We start from the raw sequence: 22,680 nt of genomic DNA on the forward strand, positions 1-22,680 counted from the left end.
GGCGCGGGGTGGGAGTTCTGGATCCGAATGCCGGGTCAGTGAGACGGCAGCGTCAGGATCTCCGCGCCGCCCTCGGTGATGGCGATCGTGTGCTCACTGTGCGCCGTGCGGCATCCGGTGGCGCTCCGCAGAGTCCAACCGTCGGCATCCGTGCGGAGCTCATCCGTGTCGGCCATGACCCAGGGTTCGAGTGCGAGCAGCAGGCCGGGGCGCAGCACATATCCCCTGCCCGGTCGACCGTCGTTCGCGACGTGAGGATCCTGATGCATGGTCGATCCGATGCCGTGCCCGCCGAACTCGAGGTTGATCGGGTAGCCGGCAGCACTCAGGACAGTTCCGATCGCATGGGAGAGGTCGCCGATGCGCGCCCCGGGACGCGCGACGGCAATGGCGGCGGCGAGCGCGCGCTCGGTCGTCGCGATCAGCGCCAGGTCCTCGGCGGCAGGATTCCTACCGACCACGAAGCTGATGGCCGCATCGGCGGCGACTCCTCCCAGCGTGACGGCCAGGTCGAGCGTGAGCAGATCGCCGTCGACGAGCCGATAGTCGTGGGGCATGCCATGCAACACAGCGTCGTTCACCGCCGTACAGACGTAGTGACCGAAGGGTCCGCGGCCGAACGACGGTGCGTAGTCGACATAACAGGACTCGGCACCGGCGCGCTCGATCAGCTCGCGGGCGCATCGGTCGAGGTCGAGCAGGTTCACACCGACCGCAGCACGAGCTCTCAGCTCCTGAAGCATGTCGCCGACGAGGGCGCCCGCCGCCCGTGCACGACCGAGCTCGTCGGCGTTCAGTATCTCGATCACGATCTTCCCTCGTTGCTCCAATAACAATCCCGGTAATACTATCCCGGGATTAGAATGGTCGCCATGATGGTCCGCCTGCCCCTCAGCCCCGAAGACATCGAACGCGGTGAGCGCCTCGGTGTCGTCCTGCGTCGGGCGCGCGGAGATCGGTCGATGCTGTCGGTCGCGCTGGAAGCCGGAATCTCCCCCGAGACGCTGCGGAAGATCGAGTCGGGGCGCGTGGCAACGCCTGCCTTCTCGACGATCGCAGCCGTGACCGACGTGCTGGGCCTCTCCCTGGACGCGGTGTGGGCGGAGATCGGTTCTCACACAGACAGCGGCCGCGCGCCGAGCATCGCCTCCTGACCCGCGCCAGCGCTTCATCCGCGATCAGCCGTCCGAGTCGAGTTCCCTCGCGCACACGCCCGACTGTCGCGCAAGCCCGGTGACGCACACAGGAAGACGTGGTTAGCTCTGGGAGTTGTCGACTTGGGGGAGTGAGACGTTTGTCACAGAGTGATCGGCCGGAGAAGAACAGCAGCGACACCGGCAACATCCGTGTGAGCGTGATCGTGCCGGTATGGCGACCGGGCCCCTCGTTCGACGACCTCATCGCGTCACTCGACCGACAGAGCCTGGGCACCGCGTCGTTCGAGGTGCTGCTGTGCGACGACGGCTCCGGCGAGCCCACGGCTGCCCGATTGGCCGACATCGCCCGCGATCGGCCGCACGTGCGCGTACTGTCGCTGGAGCATTCCGGATGGCCTGGCATGCCTCGCAATCATGGGGTCGATGCGGCTCGTGGAACCTACGTGCAGTTCGTCGATCAGGACGACTACCTGTTCGACCGTGCGCTCGAGAAGCTGTCCGACTATGCAGACCTGCACTCCTCCGATGTGATCGTCGGCAAGGAGGTGGGCATCGGCCGCCGCCTTCCGAGCCGGATCTTCAGCCACGACATCCCGAACGCCGTCCTCGGAACCGACCCGCTGCTCGAGATGCTCACGCCGCACAAGATGTTCCGGACGTCGTTCCTGCGGGCCAACGGCATCCGCTTCCCCGAGGGCAAGGTGCGGCTGGAAGACCACCTCTTCGTGATGCAGGCGTACTTCGCGGCCTCGACGATCTCCGTCCTGGGGAGCGAGCCGTGCTACGCCTGGGTCAAGGAGCCCGGCAGCGCGAGTTCTTCGCGCATCGACCCGGAGTCGTACTTCCCGCACCTTGAAACGGTGCTCGACCTCGTCGAAGCGCACACCGAGCCGGGAAAGCTCCGCGATCGCCTTCTTCGGCACTGGTTCCGAGGCAAGATCCTCAAGCGGCTCTCGGGCCGACAGATGGCCAGGTACCCCGACGACTACCGGGAACGCCTGCTCGATGTGGTCACGCCGCTGGTGCAGGAGCATTTCGGCCCCGGCGTCGATGCCGGCCTCGGGTTCCCCCACCGGATCCGCGCAGCTCTGCTGCGCGCCGGGCGACGTGACGACCTGCTGGAGCTGGCGCGTTTCGAATCCGAGATCACATGTCGCGCCGTCGTGACCGAGGTGCACTGGTCTCGCGGTGGCGGTCTGCACTTCACGATCCGCGTGACCCTCACGAGAGCGGGTGAAGACGCGTTCGTCTTCGAAACCACGACCGAGCAGTCGGCGGACCCCGCATCCGGAGCCGCACGCTCCAAGAAGGTCACGCGGCTCATCTCGCTCCCGGCCTCGACGACCGAGAGACTCCCGGAGGACCTCGTGATCGCCAACCGCGAGCTTCGCAACGATCGGGTCGACCTCTTCCTCCGCGATCGCGATACCGGTGCCGAGCGCCGTCTCGGAGGTCGACTTCCCCGCAAGCTCGACTCCGCCCGAGTGGCGATCGACCCCGTGAAGGTGTTCGGACCGGATGACACCTCCCGCGGGGGCGCGCTGACCGTGAAGGTCCGACATGCGGGGTGGACTTTCGAGACACCGCTCGAAGCCTCCCCTGCCGTGCTTGCCCGCGCCGGACGGTCTCCGCTGCTGGCAGGCCGCTCCTGCACCCTCGTAGCGACCGACAAGGGCACGGTCGAACTGCGCCGCGAGTGGCCTGGCGGCCGGATGAAGGACCTCACCGGACGTGCTGTCCGTCGCGTGCGCGCTCTGACCAGGAAGAGCTGACGCTCCCCCGCCACCCCGGCCGCCACGGGCGACGATCCCCACGAGCGACACCCCGGCCGGCGGGCACAGCGCTCCAGCCGACAGCGTCACTGGAGGGCCGCTCGTGCGACAGCGCGCATCGCGGGGCTGATCGACCCGTACTCGCCCGGCGATGAGAGCGCGCACAGGCTTTCGATCACCCGATGCACCCCAGCCGGATCGCCCGCGCGCCAGACGCTGCCGCCCAGATGCGCCCGCGGAGACCACTCGGAGAATCGTCCATCACCGCGCCCCTCCTCCACCGCAGCCTCCCCTCGCGCCACGACGGCGAACAGCTCGTCGAAGGTCGAGGCGGATCCGTCGGCGACAGCCAGCAGGGCGAGGGTGACCGCACGCGGCCAGCCGCTGGGGAACAGCCTCTCCCTCCCCAGCGCCCGCACGCCATCGATGATCCGCAGGAACGCCCGCACCTCACCGTCGGCCAGTGCTCGCCCGAGGTGCGTGACGACGATGCAGCCACGCAGCCGACGTATCGCCTTCGTCCGTCGCGCCAGCGACGCGAGAGCATCGACCGGGTCGGGAAGGCCGGGGACCGCCACGGCCGGCCAGTCGAGAGCGTCGACGGCGTCGGAGACGATCGCGCGGGGCAGCCACCCGGCGGCCGGATCCTGGTCGACGCCGTCGGGGTCGACCCTCGTCACGAGAGTCCGGATGCCGGCCGTCGCCATCTCCGCGATCTCGGAGCCCGCCGCGGTCTCGTCGAACGGCACCGCGTCGATCAGCCGCGCATCGTCGAGGTGCGCGAGGAGGGCAAGGCGCCGAGCGGGAGACAGCCCGTCGCACAGTGCGGCCAGGGGCGAGAACGGACGGAGAGCATCGCCGGCCACTCCCCACGCCGCGGGGTCGAGGCGCGGCTGGACCAGGCCGAAACGCTGCGCGAGCTCGATCCCCACATGCTCCGCCCGGAAAGCCGGCCGCTGCGTCTGCCACTCCGTCGAGGGGTGCGCGGTCACCGGGTCGGATCCTGGCTCGATCACGGTGACCCGCGGGTCCCCCATCCGCGTCGCATAAGGTCCGCTGATCGCCACGTCCACCACGTCAGCGACGCCGGGGACAGGCACCTGTTGCGTCGGAGTTCTCCACACGCAGAGGTCGATGAGTGGCGACCGATCCGCGTCCGATTCGAGCTCGGGCGCTTCCGGTTCGAGCCCGAGACTCAGGCGATATGCCTCGATCAGCCAGTAGGAAGGGGCATCGCGCGGGACACCGATGACGCGGGTGAGCTCGGGGCATCCTGCGACCGACATCTCGACATGAAGTGCCCACGTGACGTGGACGTGCTCGGAGAGGTTCATCCGCGCAACGCTAGGTCGTCCGCAGCATCATCTCAGGACCCGAACCCACCGATTGTCGAGAACTCGACGAAGCCGTCTTCAGTGCAGAAGAGTTGCGACCACGAGCCCTGGGCAGGCGCGATCTATCGGCTCGCGAGTAGCTCCTCGAGACGCGCGGCCTCCCCCTGCGCCATCGCGTACCCGTGCTCGGGCGCAGGGTAGGCGCCGCTGCGCACCTCCGAGGCGTACGCCCCGACCCCCGTGATCGCATCCGCCCGCAGCTCGGCGTACCGCTTCACGAACTTGGCGGCAGCCCCGTCATAGAGACCGAGCAGATCGTGGAAGACCAGCACCTGCCCGTCAGCCGCCCCGCCCGCTCCGATGCCGATCACCGGGATGTCCAGCAGCGGCATGAGCGCCGCCGTCACATCGGAGGGCACGGCCTCCACGACGAGCATCGAGCACCCGGCCTCCTGCAGTGCGAGCGCATCGTCGATCACGGCCATGGCGGCTTCGGCGGAGCGCCCCTGCGCACGGTAGCCCCCGAGTGCGGTGGCGGTCTGCGGCGTGAGCCCGACATGACCGACGACCGGGATGCCCGCCTGCACGAGAGCCCTGGCGCGCTGGACCGTCGTCCCACCACGCTCGATCTTCACGAGGTCGCAGCCGGCCTCCTTGATGAAGCGCTGGGCAGTGGCGATGGCGACCTCGTCGGAGGCCTCGTACGAGCCGAAGGGCAGGTCGCCGACGAGAAGAGGCACTGTAAGCCCTCGCCGCACCGCCTTGGTCAGCATCAGCATCTCGTCGAGCGTGACCGGCACCGTGCTGTCGTAGCCGAGCACGGTCATCGCGGCGGAGTCCCCGACGAGCACCACGTCGACGCCGGCGGCCTCGACGATCTGTGCGCTCGGGTGGTCGTACGCGGTGACCATCACGATGGGCTCACCGGAGGCCTTCTTCGCGGCGAGGGCGGCGAGGGTGAGCTGGGTGCGGGGAGCGGCGTGAGCGCTCATGCGCTGACCTCCGTATCGGTTGTCGCCGCGGCATCGGCGACGTGCAGGACGTGGTTGTCGATGAGACGGGCCGCCCCGACGTGCGCGGCGACCGCGAGCAGGGCGTCACGGTCGACGCGGGCGAGGGGCCGCAGCGTCTCGGCATCGCGGAGCTCGACATACTCGGGATCGATGCCGGCATCGGCGAGCACTCCGCGCGCCGTCGAGAGGATGCTCCCCGCGTCGCGATCGCCGGCCTCGAACGCGGCAGCCCCCGCGTCGAGCGCCCGGTTCAGAGCAGACGCCTGCGAGCGCGCCTCCGAGTCGAGGTAGACGTTCCGCGAGCTCATGGCGAGGCCGTCCGCCTCCCGCACGATCGGACAGGCGATGATCCGCACGTCGAGGTCGAGGTCTCGCACCACGCGGCGGACCACGAGCACCTGCTGCGCATCCTTCTGCCCGAAGTACGCGGCATCCGGTCGGACGATCCCGAACAGCTTGGTGACGACCGTGGCGACGCCGTCGAAGTGGTGCGCCCCACGACTCGCGCCATCGAGCACGTCGGCGAGACCGGCGACGTGGATGTTCGTCGCGAACCCGTCGGGATAGATCTCGGACTCGGTGGGAGCGAAGAGAATGTCGACGCCCGCGGCCTCCGCGAGCCCCGCGTCGCGGGCCTCGTCGCGCGGATACGCGCTGAGGTCTTCGTTCGCGCCGAACTGGGTCGGGTTGACGAAGTGCGAGACGACGACGAGGTCGGACGCCTCGCGCGCAGCGCGCATGAGGGAGAGATGGCCATCGTGGAAAGCTCCCATGGTGGGCACGAGGCCGATGGTCTCACCCGCGGCTCTGGCGTCTCGGATCGCAGCGCGGACCTCGGGGATCGTGCGGAGGATTCTCATGGCGTGGGCTCCTCGAGTGCGGGCGCGGGGGCGATGGCAGATGCGGTGGCGGTGGGTCGGGCGGCGACCTCGCGCGTGGCTGCCGCGAGTGCGTCGAACAGGTCGTCGAGTTCGAGGGCTTCCGCGGCAGCACGCTGGCGCGCCACCGTCCCCTCGTCGCCTCGGGCGATGGGTCCGGTCAGCACCGCGGCAGCGCCGTTCTCCGCCCAGTTCTCGACCGTCTGACGCACGAGCGGGGCCAGGAGCGAACGGGTGATGTCGCGGGGAATCCCCGCATCAGAGGCCAGGCCCTCCGCGGCGTCGAGCACCGTGAGGACGAAGTTCGAGGCGAACGACGCGGCCGCGTGATAGCTCACGCGCTGTGCGTCGTCGATCTCGAACGGACTCGCGCCGAGGGCGGTGGCGAGCTGTTCCGCGACCTCGCGGGCTGCGGGCGTGCGACCGGCGATCGCGGCACCGATGCCGCGGAACACCTCGGCGGGCTCGTCGCCGGTGAAGGTCTGCAGCGGGTGGAGGCTGAAGTCCACGTCGGTGAGCGCTGTCGCGCCGGACACGTGCCCGAGGAAATCCGCGTGGGCGCGGGCGACGGGCGCAGCCTCGGCGATGGCCGCATCCGGGACGGTGAGGAGGACGACATCCACATCCGGAATCCGCTCGTCGCGTCCGAGGGGTCCGACGACGTCGAACCCGGCTGCCCGCAGAGCCCGCGCGAGTACGCGTCCGAGACGACCCGCGCCCACGATGGCGATGGTCGTCCCTGGTGCGAGAAAGGCGGATGTGTGCATGTCGATTGCCGGGCCGGGTCACGCGGCGCGGGTGCCAGAAGTATCTGCCCGGCACCGCGTGCGATCCAAATCGCGGAGCAATGTGAGCATACGTACGCCGCCAGAGATAGCATTATGCTCGTTCTGGACCGCTTACACCTGTCTTTCCGCTCTCCGACGGAATCGACGAACCCCTGAGGTACGCGGACGCACCCCAGGGGTCTCCCGCCCGCTGAGCTCAGTCGCGTGGCCAGACCACGACGATCCCCGCTCCGATGACGGCGAGTGCCGCCGCCCCGAGGAAGAGCCAGGAGAATCCACCGGTGAGGGCAGTTGCCTCGGAGGCTCCCTCTGCGGACAGCGCCGCGGTGCGCAGACCGGCCACGGTCCCGAGAACGGCGAGTCCGACCGCGCCACCGATCTGCTGACTCGTGTTGATCAGACCGCCGGCGAGGCCGGATTCTCCCCCGTCGACGCCGTCCACCGCGAGCTGGGTCGTCGCCACGACAGCCCCGCCGAGACCGACTCCGACCAGGATCGTCGGCCCGAGCAGCTGCGCGAGGAACGTGGCATCGGACGGCGCGGCTGCGAGCCAGGCGAGCCCTCCGGCCAGGACGAGCAGAGAACCGATCAGGACCGGGCGGGTGCCGACGCGCGCGATGAGGGCGGGTGCCCCACCCGCCACGAGCACGAGCACACCCGCAAGCGGCAGCTGCGAGAGGCCGGCAGCGAGCGCGTCGTAGTGGAGCACGGCCTGCATGTAGACGGAGAGAGCGAAGAAGAGCGCCACCATCGCCGCCCCGCCGAGCAGCATCACGATGTTCCCGAGCGCCAGGTTGCGGTTGCGGAAGACCGCCAGCGGCACCAGCGGCTCTGCAGCGCGCCGCTCGATCAGGACGAACGCGACACCCAGCGCGAGCGCCGCTGCGAACAGGATCATCGGCAGTGGGTGCACGAATCCGAGCTGTTCTACGGCGCTGAGCGCGCCGACCAGAGCCACCAGAGCGCCCGTGACCGTGACCGCACCGGCGGCATCGAGTCGCCCGGGAGAACGGGCGCCGTCGCGGGTGATGAGCAGCGGGATGGCGATCAGCACGAGCGCGCCGACGGGGACGTTGACGAAGAACACCGACTGCCACCCGAGAGTGGCCGTGAGCACACCGCCGAGCAGAACTCCGGCCGCCGACCCGATCCCGGCGACGGCTCCCCATACGCCGAGGGCCTTCGTGCGCTCCTTGTCGTCAGGGAAGAGATGGGTGAGCAGTGCCAGCGCCGCGGGGGCGAGGAGTGCGGCCGAGGCGCCCTGGAGAGCTCTCGCGCCGAGGAGCATCTCGCTCGACACGGAGAACCCGGCGAGTGCGGAGGCCGCGACGAAGCCACCCGCGCCGATCAGGAACACGCGGCGGTGTCCATAGCGGTCGGCGAGACGTCCGCCGAGGAGGAGAAGCCCGCCGAAAGCCAGCACATAGGCGGTGATCACCCAGGCGAGGGCGGCCGTGCTCATGCCGAGCTGGGCGCCGAGCACGGGGAGCGCGATGTTCACGATCGAGGCGTCGAGCACGACGAGGAATTGCGCGAGGGCGAGCACGCTGAGCGCGAGCCAACGCCTGGAGCTGCGCGGTGAGGCGGTGGCTCGGGTCGTGGTGGCGGTGGGAGAGGTCATGGGATGCTCCTGTTCTTGTTCGGTGGTTGATTCGGTTCTGGGAAGTATCTGAGTGACTGCTCACTCACTCTTGAAGGCAAACGAAGGCGCCCTTGCCGGGGACCGACGTCAGTCGGGGTGGGTGATCCCCCTGGTCAGGAGGGCGACCCAATCCCCCGGGCGCCCGTCGAGCTGCGTGGTGACGATCAGGTGGCAGAGCTGCCCGTAGGCGATGAACCGCTGCACGTCGGCATCCTCGGCGCGCGAACGCTGTCGAGCGAAGACCGTGATGCGCTCGAGCCCCGCACGAAGCGCCTCGCCGATGGCCGGGATCTCCGCCACCGACTGCGCATGCACCTGCAGCATGAGCAGTTTCCGGTCGGAGATCAGGTGCGCGTAGGCGTCCCCCATCGCGTCGAGCAGACCCTCGGGCGAGGTGTCGCCCGCGGCATCCGCGCCTTCTTCGAGGGCGACGAGGATCGCATCGAAGCAGGCTTCCAGGGCGACGACGAACAGTGCCTCCTTGCCCGAGTAGAGCTTGAAGACGTAGGCCGGCGAGATCTTGGCCTCGCGTGCGACGTCGGCGACGGTCGTGCCGTGATACCCGCCCCGCGCGAATGCCGCCAGCGCAGCCGCGGCGACGACAGGCTTGCGGGCGTCCGCCGTGGAGAGGATCGAGCTGCGGTTCGTGGACATATGAGTGACTGTACACTCACTCTCGCAGATCGACAAGATGATCTTGTGCTTCGACGCAGAGTCAGTCGCGCAGCACCGAGTCCAGCAGCCCGGGGAACAGGGCGTCGAGGTCGTCGCGCCGCAGCGTGAGCATCCGCCGGCGTCCGTTCGGCTCGTTGCGGATGACACCCGCTTCGCGCAGCACCTTCATGAAATGCGACTTGGTCGACTTCGGGAGGTTGGGGTCGGTGGCGTGGCAGGCGGCCATGTCGAGCGGGCCGTCCGCGAGCTGACGCGTGATGGCGAGTCGCTCGGGGTCGCTGAGCGCGAAGAGCACGTCGGTGAGCTGGATCTCGGAGCGCTCCGGGTGAGGAAGATCGCCAGGCATAGTTCGATAATAGTTGAACAATTGACGAAACGCGCGTACGCTCCGATAGTTCGATGATTCTCGAACCGAACGAGGAGACGCCATGACCACTACCGAGCCGATCGTCGCCGTCCCGCTGGCGAAGACCTCCCCGCAGACACGTACCCGGTTCGGGTTCGTGCTGGCGATCGTCGCACAGGTCCTGATGATGGTCGGTGCGAGTGCGCCTTCGCCCTTCTACCCGGTGCTCGCGCAGCAGATCGGTTTCGCACCCGTCGTGATCAGCGCCGTGTTCGCGGTGTACGCGGTGGCGCTGCTCCTCACTCTCCTCACCGCCGGTTCCCTGTCGGATCACGTCGGACGCCGACCCGTGGTGATCGCAGGGTTGCTGCTGCTCGCCGGCAGCATGTTCCTGTTCTGGCACGCCGACGCCGTGGCGACACTCTTCCTCGCGCGCATCCTGCAGGGCGTCGCGAGCGGCCTGCTCATCTCGGCCCTCTCCGCCACGGTGCTCGACTTCGCTCCGGGCGGCCGCACGGGGACCGCTGCCCTGTGGAACGCACTCAGCCCCGGGATCGGCCTCGCGCTCGGAGCGCTCGTCTCGGGCGTGATGCTCGACGTCAGCGGCGAGGCCTTGCTCGACGTGTTCGCACCACTGAGCTCGGCGTACATCCTGCTCGCGGCGCTGTTCTTCCTCGTGCCGGAGACCGCACCGCGCAAGCCGGGCGTCTGGGCGTCACTGAGCTTCCGGCTGTCGATCCCGACCGCGATCAGGGCCGACTTCTGGCGTGGCGCTCCGGCGGTCATCGCGGGGTGGGCGACGGGCGGGCTGTTCCTGTCGCTCGGAGCCAACATCGTCCGAGGCGAGCTCGGGGGCGAGGCGCACATCTGGCAGGGGCTCGGCGTAGTGCTGCTCGCCGGCGTCGGAGCCCTGACCGCGTTCACGCTCCGGAAGCTCGCAGCACGGTCGATGGTGATGTTCGGCACTGCCGCCTTGGCGACCGGAACCCTGCTGTCGCTCATCGCCCTCGGGCTCGGCTCGCTGCCGTTCTATCTCCTCGCTGCCGCCGTGACCGGGATGGGGTTCGGCACCGCGTTCTCGGGAGTCGTCGCCTCGCTCGCCCCGCGGATCCCGGCGACCCAGCGCGCCGACACCTTCGCCGTGATCTATCTGCTCGCGTATCTGGCCTTCGGCGTACCGGCGGTCATCGCGGGCGCGCTGGTCGGAGTCGTCGGCCTCGAGGCGGTGTGCGTGGGCTACGGGATCGTCGTCATCGCGCTGGCGGGGATCGCGTTCACGCTGCGTATGCGCCGCGCGGCATAGACGCGGAAGAGCACGTCAGCGGACGACGAGCTCAGGCGTGATCAGCGCGTGCGCGGACCCGGACTGAAGCGTGCGCGGGGCGACGATCTCCCCCGTGGGGCCCATGAGGAGTTCGAGGACGGCCGTGGCCACATCCTCGGGCCGCTGCTCGACACTCGAGAAGCCCAGCGCCTCGGCCGTCGGGGTGTTGTCGAAGCCGATCACCGGAAGCGAGAGCCCGGCAGCGGCGACGGCCAGCAGGGCGCCGACGGCGAGCGAATCGCTGGCACAGACGAGAGCGTCGGGCGCGTGACCTGCGGCGAGCGCCGCATCGACGCAGGCGCGTGCGAGGGGAACACCCTCCTCCGCGGTGAGCCGTTCGCCCTGCGCTCCAGCCGCAGCCATGGCCTCGCGCCAGCCGCGCTCGCGGTCGTCGCCGGTGCCCGAGCCGGTCGGCCATCCGAGGAAGGCCACCCGTCGGCCGTGCGTCAGCGCGTGCTCGGTCGCGGCACGTGTTCCCGCCGCACCGTCCACGTCCACCCAGAGGTGGCGCGGATCGGCGATGTCGTCCTCGCCCCAGGGGCGGCCGAACGAGATGAAGGGCAGCCCGTCCTGGTCGAGGCTGCGCACGCGCGGATCGTCGCGCGAGGTGCCGGTGATGATCGCGGCGTCGATCTCCGACCCCTCCCACAGCTCCGACAGTCGCTGGATCTCCTCTTCCCGCGTGCGGGCGGCGTAGACGAGCATCCGCATACCACGCTCGCTCGCCCGCTCCGTGACGGCGTGCACGAAGCGGTCGAGCACGACGCCGGAGATGCCGCCGAGATACGGATCGAGGCGGATCCCGATGGTCGAGCTGCGCCGCAGCCGCAGACGTCGAGCGGCCGCGTGGCGGCGATACCCGAGGTCGTGGATCGCCGTGAGCACGCGTTCCCTGGTCGCGGGGCGGACGATGTCCGGAGTGTTGAGCACGTTCGAGACCGTCTGCCGGGAGACGCCAGCGCGCTCGGCGACGTCTTCGACGGTCGGCGCCTTCGCCATCGCACCTCCTCGTCCACGTTCGGGTCCGGTCCGGGTTGACACCTCCCGTGACTCCCGCTTAGCCTATTCCACGCAGAGTTTGATCGTTCAAATTTCTGCCACGGAGCCTGGACGGTCCTCCCGAGACCGTCGTCCGCACCACTTCATCGCACCCGCAGTGACTCATCAAAGGAGAGAGACCATGACACGGCACACCACTCGCGCAGTCTTCGGCACCGGGGCGGTGCTGCTCACCAGCGCGCTCGTGCTCACCGGCTGCGGCTCCGGATTCGCCGGAGACGACACCAAGGCGGACAGCGAGGGACTCACCTCGTCCGACGACGCACTCACGGTGCTCATCGGCTCGTCCGGAGACGCCGAGACCGCGGCCGTACAGTCGGCGATCGACGCCTGGTCGGCCGACTCCGGCACGAAGGTGAAGCTGCAGACCGCGAGCAACCTCGACCAGGAGCTGTCGCAGGGCTTCGCCGCCGGCGACCCCGCCGACCTGTTCTACCTCTCCACCGACCAGGCTTCCGGCTACGCCGCCAACGGATCGCTCGAGGCCTATGGCGACCAGCTCTCCAACAAGGACGACTTCTACCCCTCTCTCGTGGAGAACTTCACGGTGGACGGCACGTTCTACTGCGCACCGAAGGACTTCTCGACGCTGTCGCTCATCATCAACACGCAGATGTGGACCGACGCCGGCCTCACCGACGCCGACCTCCCGAAGACCTGGGACGACCTCTCCGCGGTGGCACAGAAGCTCACCACCGCCGACCACGTGGGCCTGGCCTTCGGCGCCGAGTACCAGCGCGTCGGCGTGTTCATGGCCCAGGCCGGTGGCGGTCTCGTCGACGACGGCACGGTCATCGCCGACGACGCCGCCAACGTCGAGGCCCTCGACTACGTGAAGTCACACCTGGTCGACGGCACCTTCGCCTACGCCAAGGACGTCGGGGCCGGCTGGGGCGGCGAGGCCCTGGGCAAGCAGTCCGCCGCGATGGTCATCGAGGGCAACTGGATCACCGGAGCGCTGTCGAACGACTACAGCAGCCTCGAGTACACGGTCGCCGAGCTCCCCGAGGGCGCGGGCGGCAAGGGCACGCTGCAGTTCACGAACTGCTGGGGCATGGCTGCCGACAGCCCGAACCAGCAGGCCGCCCTCGAACTGGTCGAGTACCTGACGAGCGCCGACAGCCAGCTGGCGTTCTCGAAGGCGTTCGGCCCGATGCCGTCGATCAAGTCGGCCGCCGACGAGTGGACCGCCGCGAACCCCGAGCTCGCCCCGTTCCTCGCCGGTGCGGATTATGCCCAGTTCCCCCCGAACCAGGCCGGCACCGCCGACGTGATCGCCGACTTCAACTCGCAGCTCGAGTCGCTGAAGACAGCCGACCCGAAGACGATCCTCGACTCCGTGCAGTCGAACCTCGAAGCGGTCGTCGAGTAACCATGGCGGTCAAGGCAGCGTCTCGCCGCGGTGGGGCCTCCGGGCTCCGCCGCGGCGAGGCGGCAGCCGGATGGCTGTTCACGGCGCCGGTGATCGTGATCCTCGGTGTCTTCCTCCTCATCCCGGTGCTCATGGCGCTGTGGGTGAGCGTCTCCGACTGGGGCGGCCGCGGCAGCCCCCTCTCCGGATCGGTCTCGTTCGTCGGCGCCGACAACTTCTCGGCCGTCCTCACCGACGGCGGTCTCGCGACCAAGGACTTCGGCACCGCACTGCGCAACAACGCCTGGTACGTGCTGCTCGTGGTCCCGCTGCAGACCGCGCTCGCCCTGTTCCTCGCGATCCTCGTCAACCGCGCCATGCTCCGCGGCCGCGGCTTCTTCCGCACCGCCTACTACTTCCCCTCCGTGACCAGCACCGTCGCGATCACGGTGCTGTGGATGTTCCTCTTCACCTCCAGCGGCGCCGTCAACGACGTGCTCTCCTGGTTCGGCATCAACGGGCCCAACTGGTTCAACGATCCGCGCGGCATCCTGCATCTGGCACTCGGCACGGTCGGCGTCGATGCCGGTCCCGCGGCGCTCACCCAGGGCGGCACACTCGGAGTGTCGTGGTGGGAGTGGCTCGCCGGTCCGTCCGTCGCGATGAGCGCGTACATCCTGATGGCCATCTTCACGACCTCCGGCACGTTCATGCTCATCTTCCTCGCCGGTCTGCAGAACCTCGGCGCCGACGTCGATGAAGCGGCCATGATGGACGGCGCGAACGGCTGGCAGCGCTTCTGGCGCATCACGCTCCCGCAGCTGCGCCCGACCCTGTTCACCGTGCTGACCCTCGGCCTCATCGGCTGCTGGCAGGTGTTCGACCAGATCTATACGGGCACGCGGGGAGCGCCGAGCAAGACCACGCTCACCCCGGCCTACCTCTCGTACCAGACGGCGTTCCAGAACCAGGAGTGGGGGCAGGGCGCGGCGATCGCGTTCATCCTGTTCGTCATCATCGTGATCTTCACGCTCCTGCAGCGCTGGGTGCTGCGCGACCGACCGGTGTCGAAGCGTCGCATCCGCGCGTACCAGTCGTCGAAGGGAGCATCGTCATGAGACGGCTCTCGTCGAAGCAGCTGACCTGGCAGATCGCCCTCTACGCGCTGTTGATCATCCTCGCGATCATCTACATCTACCCGTTCCTGATCCAGGTCGCGACGAGCTTCAAGACCGATGAGGATGCCGCGTCCAGCGGGATCACGCTGATCCCCGACGTCTGGACGTTCGCGGCGTACGAGCGCCTGTTCCGCAACTCCGACTTCCCTTCGTGGTTCGTGAACAGCGCGATCGTGACGATCTTCGTCACCGCGGGCCGGGTGTTCTTCAACTCGCTCGCCGGGTACGCACTCGCCCGACTGCGCTTCCGTGGACGCGGTGTCGTCTTCGCGGCACTCGTGGCGGTGATGTCGGTTCCCACCGTGGTGCTGCTCATCCCCAAGTTCCTCGTGATCAACCAGCTCGGCATCTTCAACTCCTACGCCGGGATGATCCTGCCGCTGCTCGTCGATGCGGCCGGGGTGTTCATCATGAAGAACTTCTTCGAGTCCATCCCCGAGTCGGTCGAGGAGCAGGCGCGCATCGACGGCGCCGGCACGTTCCGACTGTTCTGGTCGGTGGTGCTGCCGATGGCGACGCCCGCGCTCGTGACGATCGTGATCCTGTCGTTCCAGGGTTCCTGGAACGAGCTCAGCCACTTCATCGTGTCGACCAACGACCCTGCCCTGACCACCCTGACCAAGGGCGTCGCGTCCCTCGCCAGCGGTGGACTCAGCCAGGGCACCCAGTATCCGCTCAAGCTGGCGGCCGCGCTCATCATGACGATCCCCGTCGCCGTGATGTTCTTCGTCTTCCAGCGCCGCATCATGAACTCCACAGAAGGAGCCGTCAAGGAATGACCCCCACCCCGCCCCTCCAGCCGTTGCTGGACGACGCCGTGATCATGCTCGAGGCGCCGACCCAGGCCTGGTCCGACGACATCGGCCGCATGGGTACCGCACCGATCCACGGGATCTACCACGGCGACGTCCGGCACATCCGGAGCATCGAGATCACCGTCGACGGCACCGCGCTCGAGTCCATCGGGTGCGTGTCGGCGGTGCCGCAGCAGACGGTGCTGACCGACCTGCTGCGCGGGCTCGACGACGAATCGGCCGACCCGAAGGTGCGGATGGACCGTGATCGCCGGGTCGCCGCCGGTGCGTTCTCGGAGCGGATCACGATCACCTCCCACCTCGACGCACCGGTCGCCACAGCAGTGACAGTGCGGGTGCTCCCGGACTTCGCGCCGATGCAGGAGGTCAAGGCGGGGCTGGGTACCGAGGCGACGTGGAGCTGGGACGGATCCATCTGCCGTGCAGGCGAGGCGTCGTTCACGCTCACCGCTCCCGAAGCCGCGGTGACGCAGGACGGGGAGGCCCTGATGCTGCGGTGGGATGCGGTGGTGCCGCCACGCGGATCCGTCGCCCTCGGCTGGGCGGTCGACCTCGACGACCCGACGCTCGTCGTCACCGCTGCCCGTCCGTCGCGGGCTCCGCAGCCCGCCGTCCCCGCGGATTCGCGCGCTGCCCGCTGGATGGCGCAGGCGACCGCCGACCTCTCTGCGCTCCGCCTCGCGCTACCCGACCATCCGGACGACGCGTTCTACGCCGCAGGAGCCCCCTGGTTCTTCACTCTCTTCGGTCGGGACTCGCTCTGGGCAGCCCGCCTCGCCCTCGCGGTCGACCCCGACATGGCGGCCTCGACGCTGCGGGTGCTGGCCCGGCTCCAGGGCACCGCGCACGACGCATCGACGGCCGAGGCTCCGGGCAAGATCGCGCATGAGCTGCGCAGCGGCGCCCTGTCGTTGCCGAACGAGGGCGTGCACCTGCCGCCGCTCTACTACGGCACGGTGGATGCGACCCCGCTCTGGATCTGTCTGCTCGCCGACGCCCACGCCGAGGGCATGCCCGAGCGAGAGGTGCGGGCACTGCTCCCGGCACTTCGCGCCGCGTTGACCTGGATGACGGTGCACGGCGACGCCTCGGGCAGCGGCTTCATCGACTATGCGGATGAGTCGGGCCACGGACTCGCGAACCAGGGCTGGAAGGACTCCGGCGACTCGATCCAGTGGCGCGACGGGCGCTTGGCCGAGGGCCCCATCGCGCTCAGCGAGGTGCAGGGCTATGCGTACGAGGCCGCCGTGCGCGGCGCGGATCTGCTCGACACGTTCGGCGAACCTGGCGGCGCTGAGCTGCGGGCGTGGGCTGCCGACCTGCGCGAACGCTTCCGCGCTGCGTACTGGATCACCACGCCAGAGGGCCGCTACCCCGCGATCGCCCTCGACGCCCACGGCGCCCCGGTCGACACCCTCACCAGCAACATCGGACACCTGATCGGCACCGGCATCCTCGACCCCGAGGAGGAGCGGGCCTGCGCCGCACTGCTGACCGCGCCGAGCATGTCGAGCGGCTACGGCATCCGCACCATGTCGACCGACGCTGCCGGATACTGGCCGCTCAGCTATCACGGTGGCAGCGTATGGGCGCACGACACCGCGATCGCCGTGCACGGCATGATCCGCGCCGGGCTCGATGCCGAAGCACGAGTGGTCGCCGAGCAGCTGCTCGACCTGGCGGAGGGCTTCGACTACCGCGTGCCCGAGCTGCACGCAGGTGATGCGCGCGTGCCCGGCGGCGCGCCCCTTCCCTACCCCGCCGCGTGTCGCCCGCAGGCGTGGTCGGCGGCCGCGGCCGTCGTCGTGACGCACGCCCTGGGCTGACCCGGACGGATCGGACGAGCGATCGGCTGAGCGCCCGCGGGCCTCAGTCGATCGCTCGTCCGTCCTTCCAGACGGTGTCGACGAGCGGAACGCCCGGCCGATAGGCGAGGTGGATGCGGGTCGGCGCCTTCAGCAGCACGAGGTCGGCTCTGGCCCCGGACGCGATCACGCCGACGTCGTCGCGGCGCAGTGCCTTCGCCCCGCCCGCCGTCGCGGCCCACACGGCCTCGGCCGGGGTTATCCCCATGTCGCGCACGGCCACGGCGATGCAGAACGGCATCGACGAGGTGAAGCTCGACCCCGGGTTGGTGTCGCAGGCCAGAGCCACGGTCACTCCCGCGTCGATCAGGCGCCGGGCGTTCGGATACGGCTGCCGCGTCGAGAACTCGACCCCCGGCAGCAGGGTGAGCACGGTGTCGGACCCGGCGAGCGCGTCGATGTCGGCGTCCGTCAGATAGGTGCCGTGGTCGATCGAGGCCGCACCGAGCTCGACGGCCAGACGCACGCCCTCTCCTGGACCGAGCTGGCTCGCATGCACGCGGGGGGCGAGTCCGCGCGCGATGCCGGCCTCCAACACCCGCCGCGACTGCGCGACCGTGAAGGCGCCGGTCTCGCAGAACACGTCGATCCACTTCGAGTACGGGGCGCAGGCATCGAGCATGGGCCCTGTGACCAGATCGACGTACTCGTCCGGACGGTCGGCGTACTCGGCGGGCACGACGTGTGCGCCGAGGAAGGTCACCTCGGGCGTCACCTCTGCCGCTAGGCGCACCAGGCGCTCCTCGTCGGCGACGCTCAGCCCGTAGCCGCTCTTGATCTCGACGGTCGTCGTGCCTTGGGCGAGCATCTCGTCGAGGAAGCCCCGCAGGCGGGCGCGCAGCTCGTCGTCGCTCGCGGCGCGGGTGGCCGCGACGGTCGAGCGGATGCCGCCGGCCGCATACTTCTGCCCCGCCATGCGCGCCTCGAACTCGACGGCGCGGTCGCCCCCGAAGACAAGGTGACTGTGGCTGTCGACGAATCCGGGAATCATCGCACGCCCGGCGGCGTCCACGACCTCGTCGGCTTCCGGGGCCTCTGCTGCCGCACCCACCCAGGCGATCCGCTCGCCCTCGATCAGCACCGCTGCGTCGGCCAGCGTCCCGGTGCGGTCATCAGCTGTCGCGACGTTCGTCGTCAGTTCCGCGATGTTCGTGATGAGCGTCGACATGTCCTCACCCTTTCAGAGCATCGGCACGTTCAGGCCGCGCTCGCGGGCGACCTCGCGGGCGTGCTCGTAGCCGGCGTCGACGTGGCGCATCACACCGGTGCCGGGGTCGTTCGTCAGCACGCGCTCCAGCTTCTGGGCGGCGAGGTCAGAACCGTCGGCCACCGTCACCTGACCGGCGTGGATGGAACGGCCGATGCCGACGCCGCCGCCGTGGTGCAGCGACACCCAGGAGGCACCGGACGCCGTGTTGAGCAGGGCGTTCAGCAGGGGCCAGTCGGCGATGGCGTCGGAGCCGTCCTTCATCGCCTCGGTCTCGCGGTAGGGCGAGGCGACCGAGCCGGAGTCGAGGTGATCGCGACCGATCACGATAGGAGCCGAGAGCTCGCCCGAAGCGACCATCTCGTTGAACTTGAGTCCGGCGAGGTGGCGCTCCTTGTAGCCGAGCCAGCAGATGCGGGCGGGAAGCCCTTCGAAGTGCACCTTCTCGCCGGCTTTCTCGAGCCAGCGGTGCAGGGCGGCGTCTTCGGGGAAGAGCTCGGCGATCGCCCGGTCGGTCTTGTAGATGTCTTCCGGGTCACCCGAGAGCGCAGCCCAGCGGAACGGCCCTCGTCCCTCTTCGAACTGCGGGCGGATGTAGGCCGGCACGAATCCGGGGAACTCGAATGCCCGGTCGAACCCGCCCAGCTGCGCTTCGGCGCGGATCGAGTTACCGTAGTCGAACACCGCGGCGCCCGCATCCTGGAACGCGACCATCGCCTCGACGTGCGCTGCCATCGATGCGCGCGAGCGGCGGGTGAACTCCTCCGGGTCGCGCTCGGCCTCGGCCTTCCAATCCGCCACCGAGGTGCCGAGCGGGAGGTAGGCGAGCGGGTCGTGGGCGCTGGTCTGGTCGGTCACGATGTCGATCGGCACGCCGCGACGCAGCAGCTCGGGGAACACCTCGGCCGCGTTGCCGACGACACCGACCGAGAGGGCCTCCCCGGCGTCCTTGGCGGCGACCACGCGGGCGACGGCCGCGTCGAGATCGGTCGTGTACTCGTCGAGGTAGCCGTGTTCCACGCGGCGAGCGAGGCGCGACTCGTCGACGTCGACGATCAGAACCGCCCCGTCGTTCAGGGTCACCGCGAGCGGCTGAGCGCCGCCCATTCCCCCGGCGCCGCCGGTGAGGGTCAGGGTGCCGCGCAGCGAGTCGCGGCCGAGCGAGCGGGCCACGGCGGCGAAGGTCTCGTACGTGCCCTGCAGGATGCCCTGCGTGCCGATGTAGATCCACGAGCCGGCGGTCATCTGCCCGTACATGATGAGTCCCAGCTCTTCGAGCTTGCGGAACTCGGGCCACGTCGCCCAGTCGCCGACCAGGTTCGAGTTGGCGATGAGCACGCGCGGGGCCCACTCGTGGGTGCGGAACACGCCGACCGGCTTGCCCGACTGCACGAGCAGGGTCTCGTCCGGTTCGAGCTCGTCGAGGGTGCGCACGATCGCGTCGTAGGCCTCCCAGCTGCGGGCGGCCTTGCCCGTGCCGCCGTAGACGACCAGGTCTTCCGGGTGCTCGGCGACCTCGGGGTCGAGGTTGTTCATGAGCATGCGCTTGGCGGCTTCGGCGCCCCAGCTCTTCGCGGTGCGCTGGTTGCCACGGGCAGCGCGGACGACTCGCGGTCCGGAAGCGGTGCTTTCTGATGAGACGTTCTCAGCCATGAGTGTGCTCCTTTGCGATGCGGGCGACGTCGCCCGACTGGACGAGGGCGGTGACGGCTTCCATGTCCGGGGACAGGAAGCGGTCGGGTCCAGGACCTGCGGCGACGGTGCGGACCAGGTCACGAACGGCTCCGGTCGCGGGTCCCGCCTGCAACGGTGCGCGCAGATCGAGGGCGCGGGCGCCGGTGAGGATCTCGATGGCGAGCACGCGGCCGAGGCCGTCGATCGCGCGGCGCAGCTTGCGGGCGGCGGCCCATCCCATCGACACATGGTCCTCCTGCATGGCGGACGACGGGATCGAGTCGACAGATGCCGGGACGGCGAGACGCTTGAGCTCGGAGACGATGCCGGCTGCCGCGTACTGCGCGATCATGAGGCCGGAGTCGACGCCCACCTCGTCGGCGAGGAAGGGCGGGAGTCCGTGGCTGCGGGCCGGGTCGAGTGCGCGGTCGGTGCGACGCTCGGACACCGAGGCGACGTCGGCGACCGAGATGGCGAGGAAGTCGAGCACAGCGGCGACCGGAGCCCCGTGGAAGTTGCCGTTCGACTCGATGCGCCCGTCGAAGGTGATGACGGGGTTGTCGATCACGCTGGCGAGCTCGCGTCCGGCGATCAGCGTCGCGTGGGCGAGGGTGTCGCGGGCGGCGCCGTGCACCTGGGGCGAGCAGCGCAGCGAGTAGGCGTCCTGCACGCGGCCGTCATCCGGGCCCTTATGGCTCGCGACCATGGGGGAGTCGCCGAGGAAGGCGCGGAGATTGGCCGCGGACTCGGCCTGGCCCATCTGTGCGCGGAGGGCCATCAGGTCAGCGGCGAACACGGCGTCGGTGCCGAGCTGCGACTCGACCGACATGGCCGCGGCGATGTCGGCGGTGAGCAGGAGCGTCTCGAGGTCGTGCAGGGCGAGCACCAGCATGCCGAGCATGCCGTCGGTGCCGTTGATGAGCGCGAGCCCCTCCTTCTCGACGAGGGTGAGCGGCTCGATGCCCGCAGCAGCCAGGGCGTCGGCTGCGGGGACCAGAGCGCCGGATGCGTCACGCACGTCGCCTTCGCCCATCGCGGCCAGGGCGATGTGGGCAAGAGGGGCGAGGTCGCCCGAGCAGCCGAGCGACCCGTACTCGCGCACCACGGGGGTGATGCCCTCGTTGAGCAGGGCGGCGTAGGTCTCCACCACGACCGGGCGCACGCCGGTGCGTCCGGAGGCGAGGGTCTGCAGGCGCAGCAGCTGGAGTCCGCGGACGACCTCGCGCTCGACCTCGGCGCCGGTGCCCGCGGCGTGCGAGCGGATCAGGCTGGCCTGCAGCTGCAGGCGACGGTCGGGGGCGATGAAGGTGGTCGCCAGGGCGCCGAATCCGGTGGAGACGCCGTAGTGCGGGTTCGGGTCAGCGGCGAGGCCGTCGATCACACGGCGGGTCTCGGCGACGCGGGCGAGCGCCTCGGCGTCGATCTGCACGGGGGCGTCGTGACGGACGACGGCGACGACATCGGCGGGCGACAGCGGGGCCGCTCCGACCAGCACGGGGGCGAGTTCGGTCATGGTTCGATTCCACACCCGAGGTGTCGTGCGGGACACCGGTTCGTGGGATGCTGTGTCTGTGATCCCAGACAAATCGCCTTCCGAGTCGTCCGGAGCGCAGGTGCCGGCTGCAGAGAACACGCTCCGCATCCTCAGCTACCTGGCTGCACGGCCCGCTCCTGTCGCGGCGTCGGCGATCGCGCGCGAACTCGAGCTGCCGCGATCGACGGTGTACCACCTGCTCACCACGCTCGCCGCGCACGGGTTCGTGCTGCATCTGCGGGAGGAGCGACGGTGGGGATTGGGCACTTCCGCCTTCGAGCTCGCCGGCGGCTACACACGCCAGCAGCCTCTTGCCCGCAGAGGACGGCCTCTGGTGGCTGCGCTGTCGGACCGTCTCGGAGAGAGCGCACACCTGGCGGTCATGAGTGGCGGGGATGTGCTGTACGTCGTCGAAGAGCGTGCGCCACGTCGGCCTGCGCTGGTCACTGATGTGGGTGTGCGACTTCCGGCTCACCTCACCGCGTCGGGACGGGCCATGCTCGCGGCGCTCCCCCGCGAGCAGGTGCGGGCCCTCTATCCCGATGTCTCGACTTTCCCCGATCGCACCGGGTTGGGTCCACAGACGCCGCGAGAGCTACGAGAACTACTGCGGGAGGTACGCACCCGGGGTTATGCGACGGAGAACAGTGAGATCGCGGAGGGCCTGCGCAGCGTCGGGGCCGCGGTTCTCGATGCTGCCGGCTGGCCTGTTGCGGCTGTGGCGGTGACATGGGGTCGTGAGGATCTGGACGAGGAGGAGATCGCTGCCGCCGTGCGCGAGTGCGCGGCGATGCTCGAGGCGCGCTTGAAGCGGTGAGGTTGGCACCGATGGGTGCGTTAACGCAGAAGAGCCACCCCACGAGGGATGGCTCTTCTGTGTGCGTGGCGCTGATGCCTCGCTAACGCAAGAAAGCCACCCAGCATTGGGTGGCTTTCTTGTCTAAAAGGAGTCCGGCGGTGTCCTACTCTCCCACAGGGTCCCCCCTGCAGTACCATCGGCGCTGTGAGGCTTAGCTTCCGGGTTCGGAATGTAACCGGGCGTTTCCCTCACGCTATGGCCGCCGAAAC

The 22,680-nt window shown here is 69.4% G+C and carries 20 protein-coding genes and 1 rRNA gene; 8 read left to right on the top strand and 13 right to left on the bottom strand.

Going from position 1 to position 22,680, the window contains the following annotated elements; translation table 11 throughout:
- Window positions 1–35 precede the first annotated feature (35 nt).
- Window positions 36–809 (bottom strand): type I methionyl aminopeptidase, encoded by a 774-nt coding sequence (gene map, locus RN51_RS01745; protein WP_045262323.1) that lies wholly within the window; start codon window positions 807–809, stop codon window positions 36–38.
- Window positions 810–875: 66 nt separating this feature from the next.
- Between map and RN51_RS01750 the strand changes: the two genes are divergently transcribed.
- Both RN51_RS01750 and RN51_RS17885 read left to right on the top strand, forming a co-directional pair.
- Window positions 876–1,154: a helix-turn-helix domain-containing protein gene (locus RN51_RS01750; RefSeq protein ID WP_045262347.1), complete on the top strand. Its 279-nt coding sequence runs from the start codon at window positions 876–878 to the stop codon at window positions 1,152–1,154.
- Window positions 1,155–1,294: 140 nt separating this feature from the next.
- Window positions 1,295–2,929 carry a glycosyltransferase family 2 protein gene (locus RN51_RS17885; RefSeq protein WP_052674537.1) on the top strand — a complete coding sequence of 545 codons (1,635 nt, stop codon included), beginning with the start codon at window positions 1,295–1,297 and terminating at the stop codon, window positions 2,927–2,929.
- 86 nt (window positions 2,930–3,015) lie between these two features.
- On the opposite strand, the gene RN51_RS17890 is transcribed toward RN51_RS17885, so the two are convergent.
- The 7 genes from RN51_RS17890 to RN51_RS01795 form a co-directional block, all read right to left on the bottom strand.
- Window positions 3,016–4,263 (bottom strand): hypothetical protein, encoded by a 1,248-nt coding sequence (locus RN51_RS17890; protein ID WP_052674538.1) that lies wholly within the window; start codon window positions 4,261–4,263, stop codon window positions 3,016–3,018.
- A gap of 122 nt (window positions 4,264–4,385) precedes the next feature.
- Window positions 4,386–5,255, bottom strand: a complete 870-nt coding sequence (panB, locus tag RN51_RS01770) for a 3-methyl-2-oxobutanoate hydroxymethyltransferase (protein WP_045262326.1) — start codon at window positions 5,253–5,255, stop codon at window positions 4,386–4,388.
- Window positions 5,252–6,136 carry a pantoate--beta-alanine ligase gene (gene panC / locus RN51_RS01775; protein ID WP_045262327.1) on the bottom strand — a complete coding sequence of 295 codons (885 nt, stop codon included), beginning with the start codon at window positions 6,134–6,136 and terminating at the stop codon, window positions 5,252–5,254. Before panC ends, panB begins: the two co-directional genes overlap by 4 nt.
- Window positions 6,133–6,921, bottom strand: a complete 789-nt coding sequence (locus RN51_RS01780; protein ID WP_045262328.1) for a Rossmann-like and DUF2520 domain-containing protein — start codon at window positions 6,919–6,921, stop codon at window positions 6,133–6,135. The genes panC and RN51_RS01780 overlap by 4 nt, the downstream gene beginning before the upstream one ends.
- A 217-nt stretch (window positions 6,922–7,138) precedes the next feature.
- Window positions 7,139–8,563 carry an MFS transporter gene (locus tag RN51_RS01785; RefSeq protein WP_045262329.1) on the bottom strand — a complete coding sequence of 475 codons (1,425 nt, stop codon included), beginning with the start codon at window positions 8,561–8,563 and terminating at the stop codon, window positions 7,139–7,141.
- 108 nt (window positions 8,564–8,671) lie between these two features.
- A complete protein-coding gene (locus RN51_RS01790; protein ID WP_045262330.1) occupies window positions 8,672–9,238 on the bottom strand; it encodes a TetR/AcrR family transcriptional regulator in 567 nt (188 codons plus the stop codon).
- A gap of 61 nt (window positions 9,239–9,299) precedes the next feature.
- On the bottom strand, window positions 9,300–9,605 hold the full coding sequence (locus RN51_RS01795; protein ID WP_045262331.1) for an ArsR/SmtB family transcription factor: 306 nt from the start codon (window positions 9,603–9,605) through the stop codon (window positions 9,300–9,302).
- Between the two features lie 82 nt (window positions 9,606–9,687).
- Here RN51_RS01795 and RN51_RS01800 point away from each other — a divergent pair, with 82 nt between their 5' ends.
- Complete coding sequence (locus tag RN51_RS01800; protein ID WP_045262332.1) at window positions 9,688–10,908, top strand: MFS transporter; 1,221 nt, start codon at window positions 9,688–9,690, stop codon at window positions 10,906–10,908.
- A gap of 15 nt (window positions 10,909–10,923) precedes the next feature.
- Here RN51_RS01800 and RN51_RS01805 read toward each other — a convergent pair whose 3' ends face one another.
- Window positions 10,924–11,928, bottom strand: a complete 1,005-nt coding sequence (locus tag RN51_RS01805; RefSeq protein ID WP_045262333.1) for a LacI family DNA-binding transcriptional regulator — start codon at window positions 11,926–11,928, stop codon at window positions 10,924–10,926.
- A 181-nt stretch (window positions 11,929–12,109) separates the two neighbouring features.
- On the opposite strand from RN51_RS01805, the gene RN51_RS01810 reads away from it, so the two are divergent.
- The 4 genes from RN51_RS01810 to RN51_RS01825 are packed head-to-tail and all read left to right on the top strand — an operon-like array spanning window position 12,110 to window position 17,158.
- Window positions 12,110–13,360 carry a sugar ABC transporter substrate-binding protein gene (locus RN51_RS01810; protein ID WP_045262334.1) on the top strand — a complete coding sequence of 417 codons (1,251 nt, stop codon included), beginning with the start codon at window positions 12,110–12,112 and terminating at the stop codon, window positions 13,358–13,360.
- Between the two features lie 2 nt (window positions 13,361–13,362).
- Entirely contained in the window at window positions 13,363–14,457 is a 1,095-nt protein-coding gene (locus tag RN51_RS01815) for a carbohydrate ABC transporter permease (RefSeq protein WP_045262335.1), read from the top strand.
- Window positions 14,454–15,296 (top strand): carbohydrate ABC transporter permease, encoded by an 843-nt coding sequence (locus RN51_RS01820; protein WP_113680247.1) that lies wholly within the window; start codon window positions 14,454–14,456, stop codon window positions 15,294–15,296. The genes RN51_RS01815 and RN51_RS01820 overlap by 4 nt, the downstream gene beginning before the upstream one ends.
- Window positions 15,293–17,158 (top strand): glycogen debranching N-terminal domain-containing protein, encoded by a 1,866-nt coding sequence (locus RN51_RS01825; protein WP_045262336.1) that lies wholly within the window; start codon window positions 15,293–15,295, stop codon window positions 17,156–17,158. The genes RN51_RS01820 and RN51_RS01825 overlap by 4 nt, the downstream gene beginning before the upstream one ends.
- Window positions 17,159–17,201: 43 nt before the next feature.
- Here RN51_RS01825 and hutI read toward each other — a convergent pair whose 3' ends face one another.
- Genes hutI through hutH form a run of 3 tightly spaced genes read right to left on the bottom strand, consistent with a single transcriptional unit; the run spans window position 17,202 to window position 21,591 of the window.
- Window positions 17,202–18,365, bottom strand: coding sequence for an imidazolonepropionase (gene hutI, locus RN51_RS01830; protein WP_045262337.1), 1,164 nt, complete (start codon window positions 18,363–18,365; stop codon window positions 17,202–17,204).
- 12 nt (window positions 18,366–18,377) lie between these two features.
- Window positions 18,378–20,057, bottom strand: coding sequence for a urocanate hydratase (hutU, locus tag RN51_RS01835; protein ID WP_045262338.1), 1,680 nt, complete (start codon window positions 20,055–20,057; stop codon window positions 18,378–18,380).
- Complete coding sequence (hutH, locus tag RN51_RS01840; RefSeq protein WP_045262339.1) at window positions 20,050–21,591, bottom strand: histidine ammonia-lyase; 1,542 nt, start codon at window positions 21,589–21,591, stop codon at window positions 20,050–20,052. Before hutH ends, hutU begins: the two co-directional genes overlap by 8 nt.
- Window positions 21,592–21,691: 100 nt before the next feature.
- On the opposite strand from hutH, the gene RN51_RS01845 reads away from it, so the two are divergent.
- Complete coding sequence (locus tag RN51_RS01845; RefSeq protein ID WP_197073160.1) at window positions 21,692–22,429, top strand: IclR family transcriptional regulator; 738 nt, start codon at window positions 21,692–21,694, stop codon at window positions 22,427–22,429.
- A gap of 132 nt (window positions 22,430–22,561) precedes the next feature.
- Here the strand turns inward: RN51_RS01845 and rrf are convergent.
- Window positions 22,562–22,678 (bottom strand): 5S ribosomal RNA (gene rrf, locus RN51_RS01850).
- Window positions 22,679–22,680 lie beyond the last annotated feature (2 nt).

Source organism: Microbacterium oxydans, assembly GCF_000956405.1.
GTDB classification, from domain to species: domain Bacteria; phylum Actinomycetota; class Actinomycetes; order Actinomycetales; family Microbacteriaceae; genus Microbacterium; species Microbacterium oxydans_C.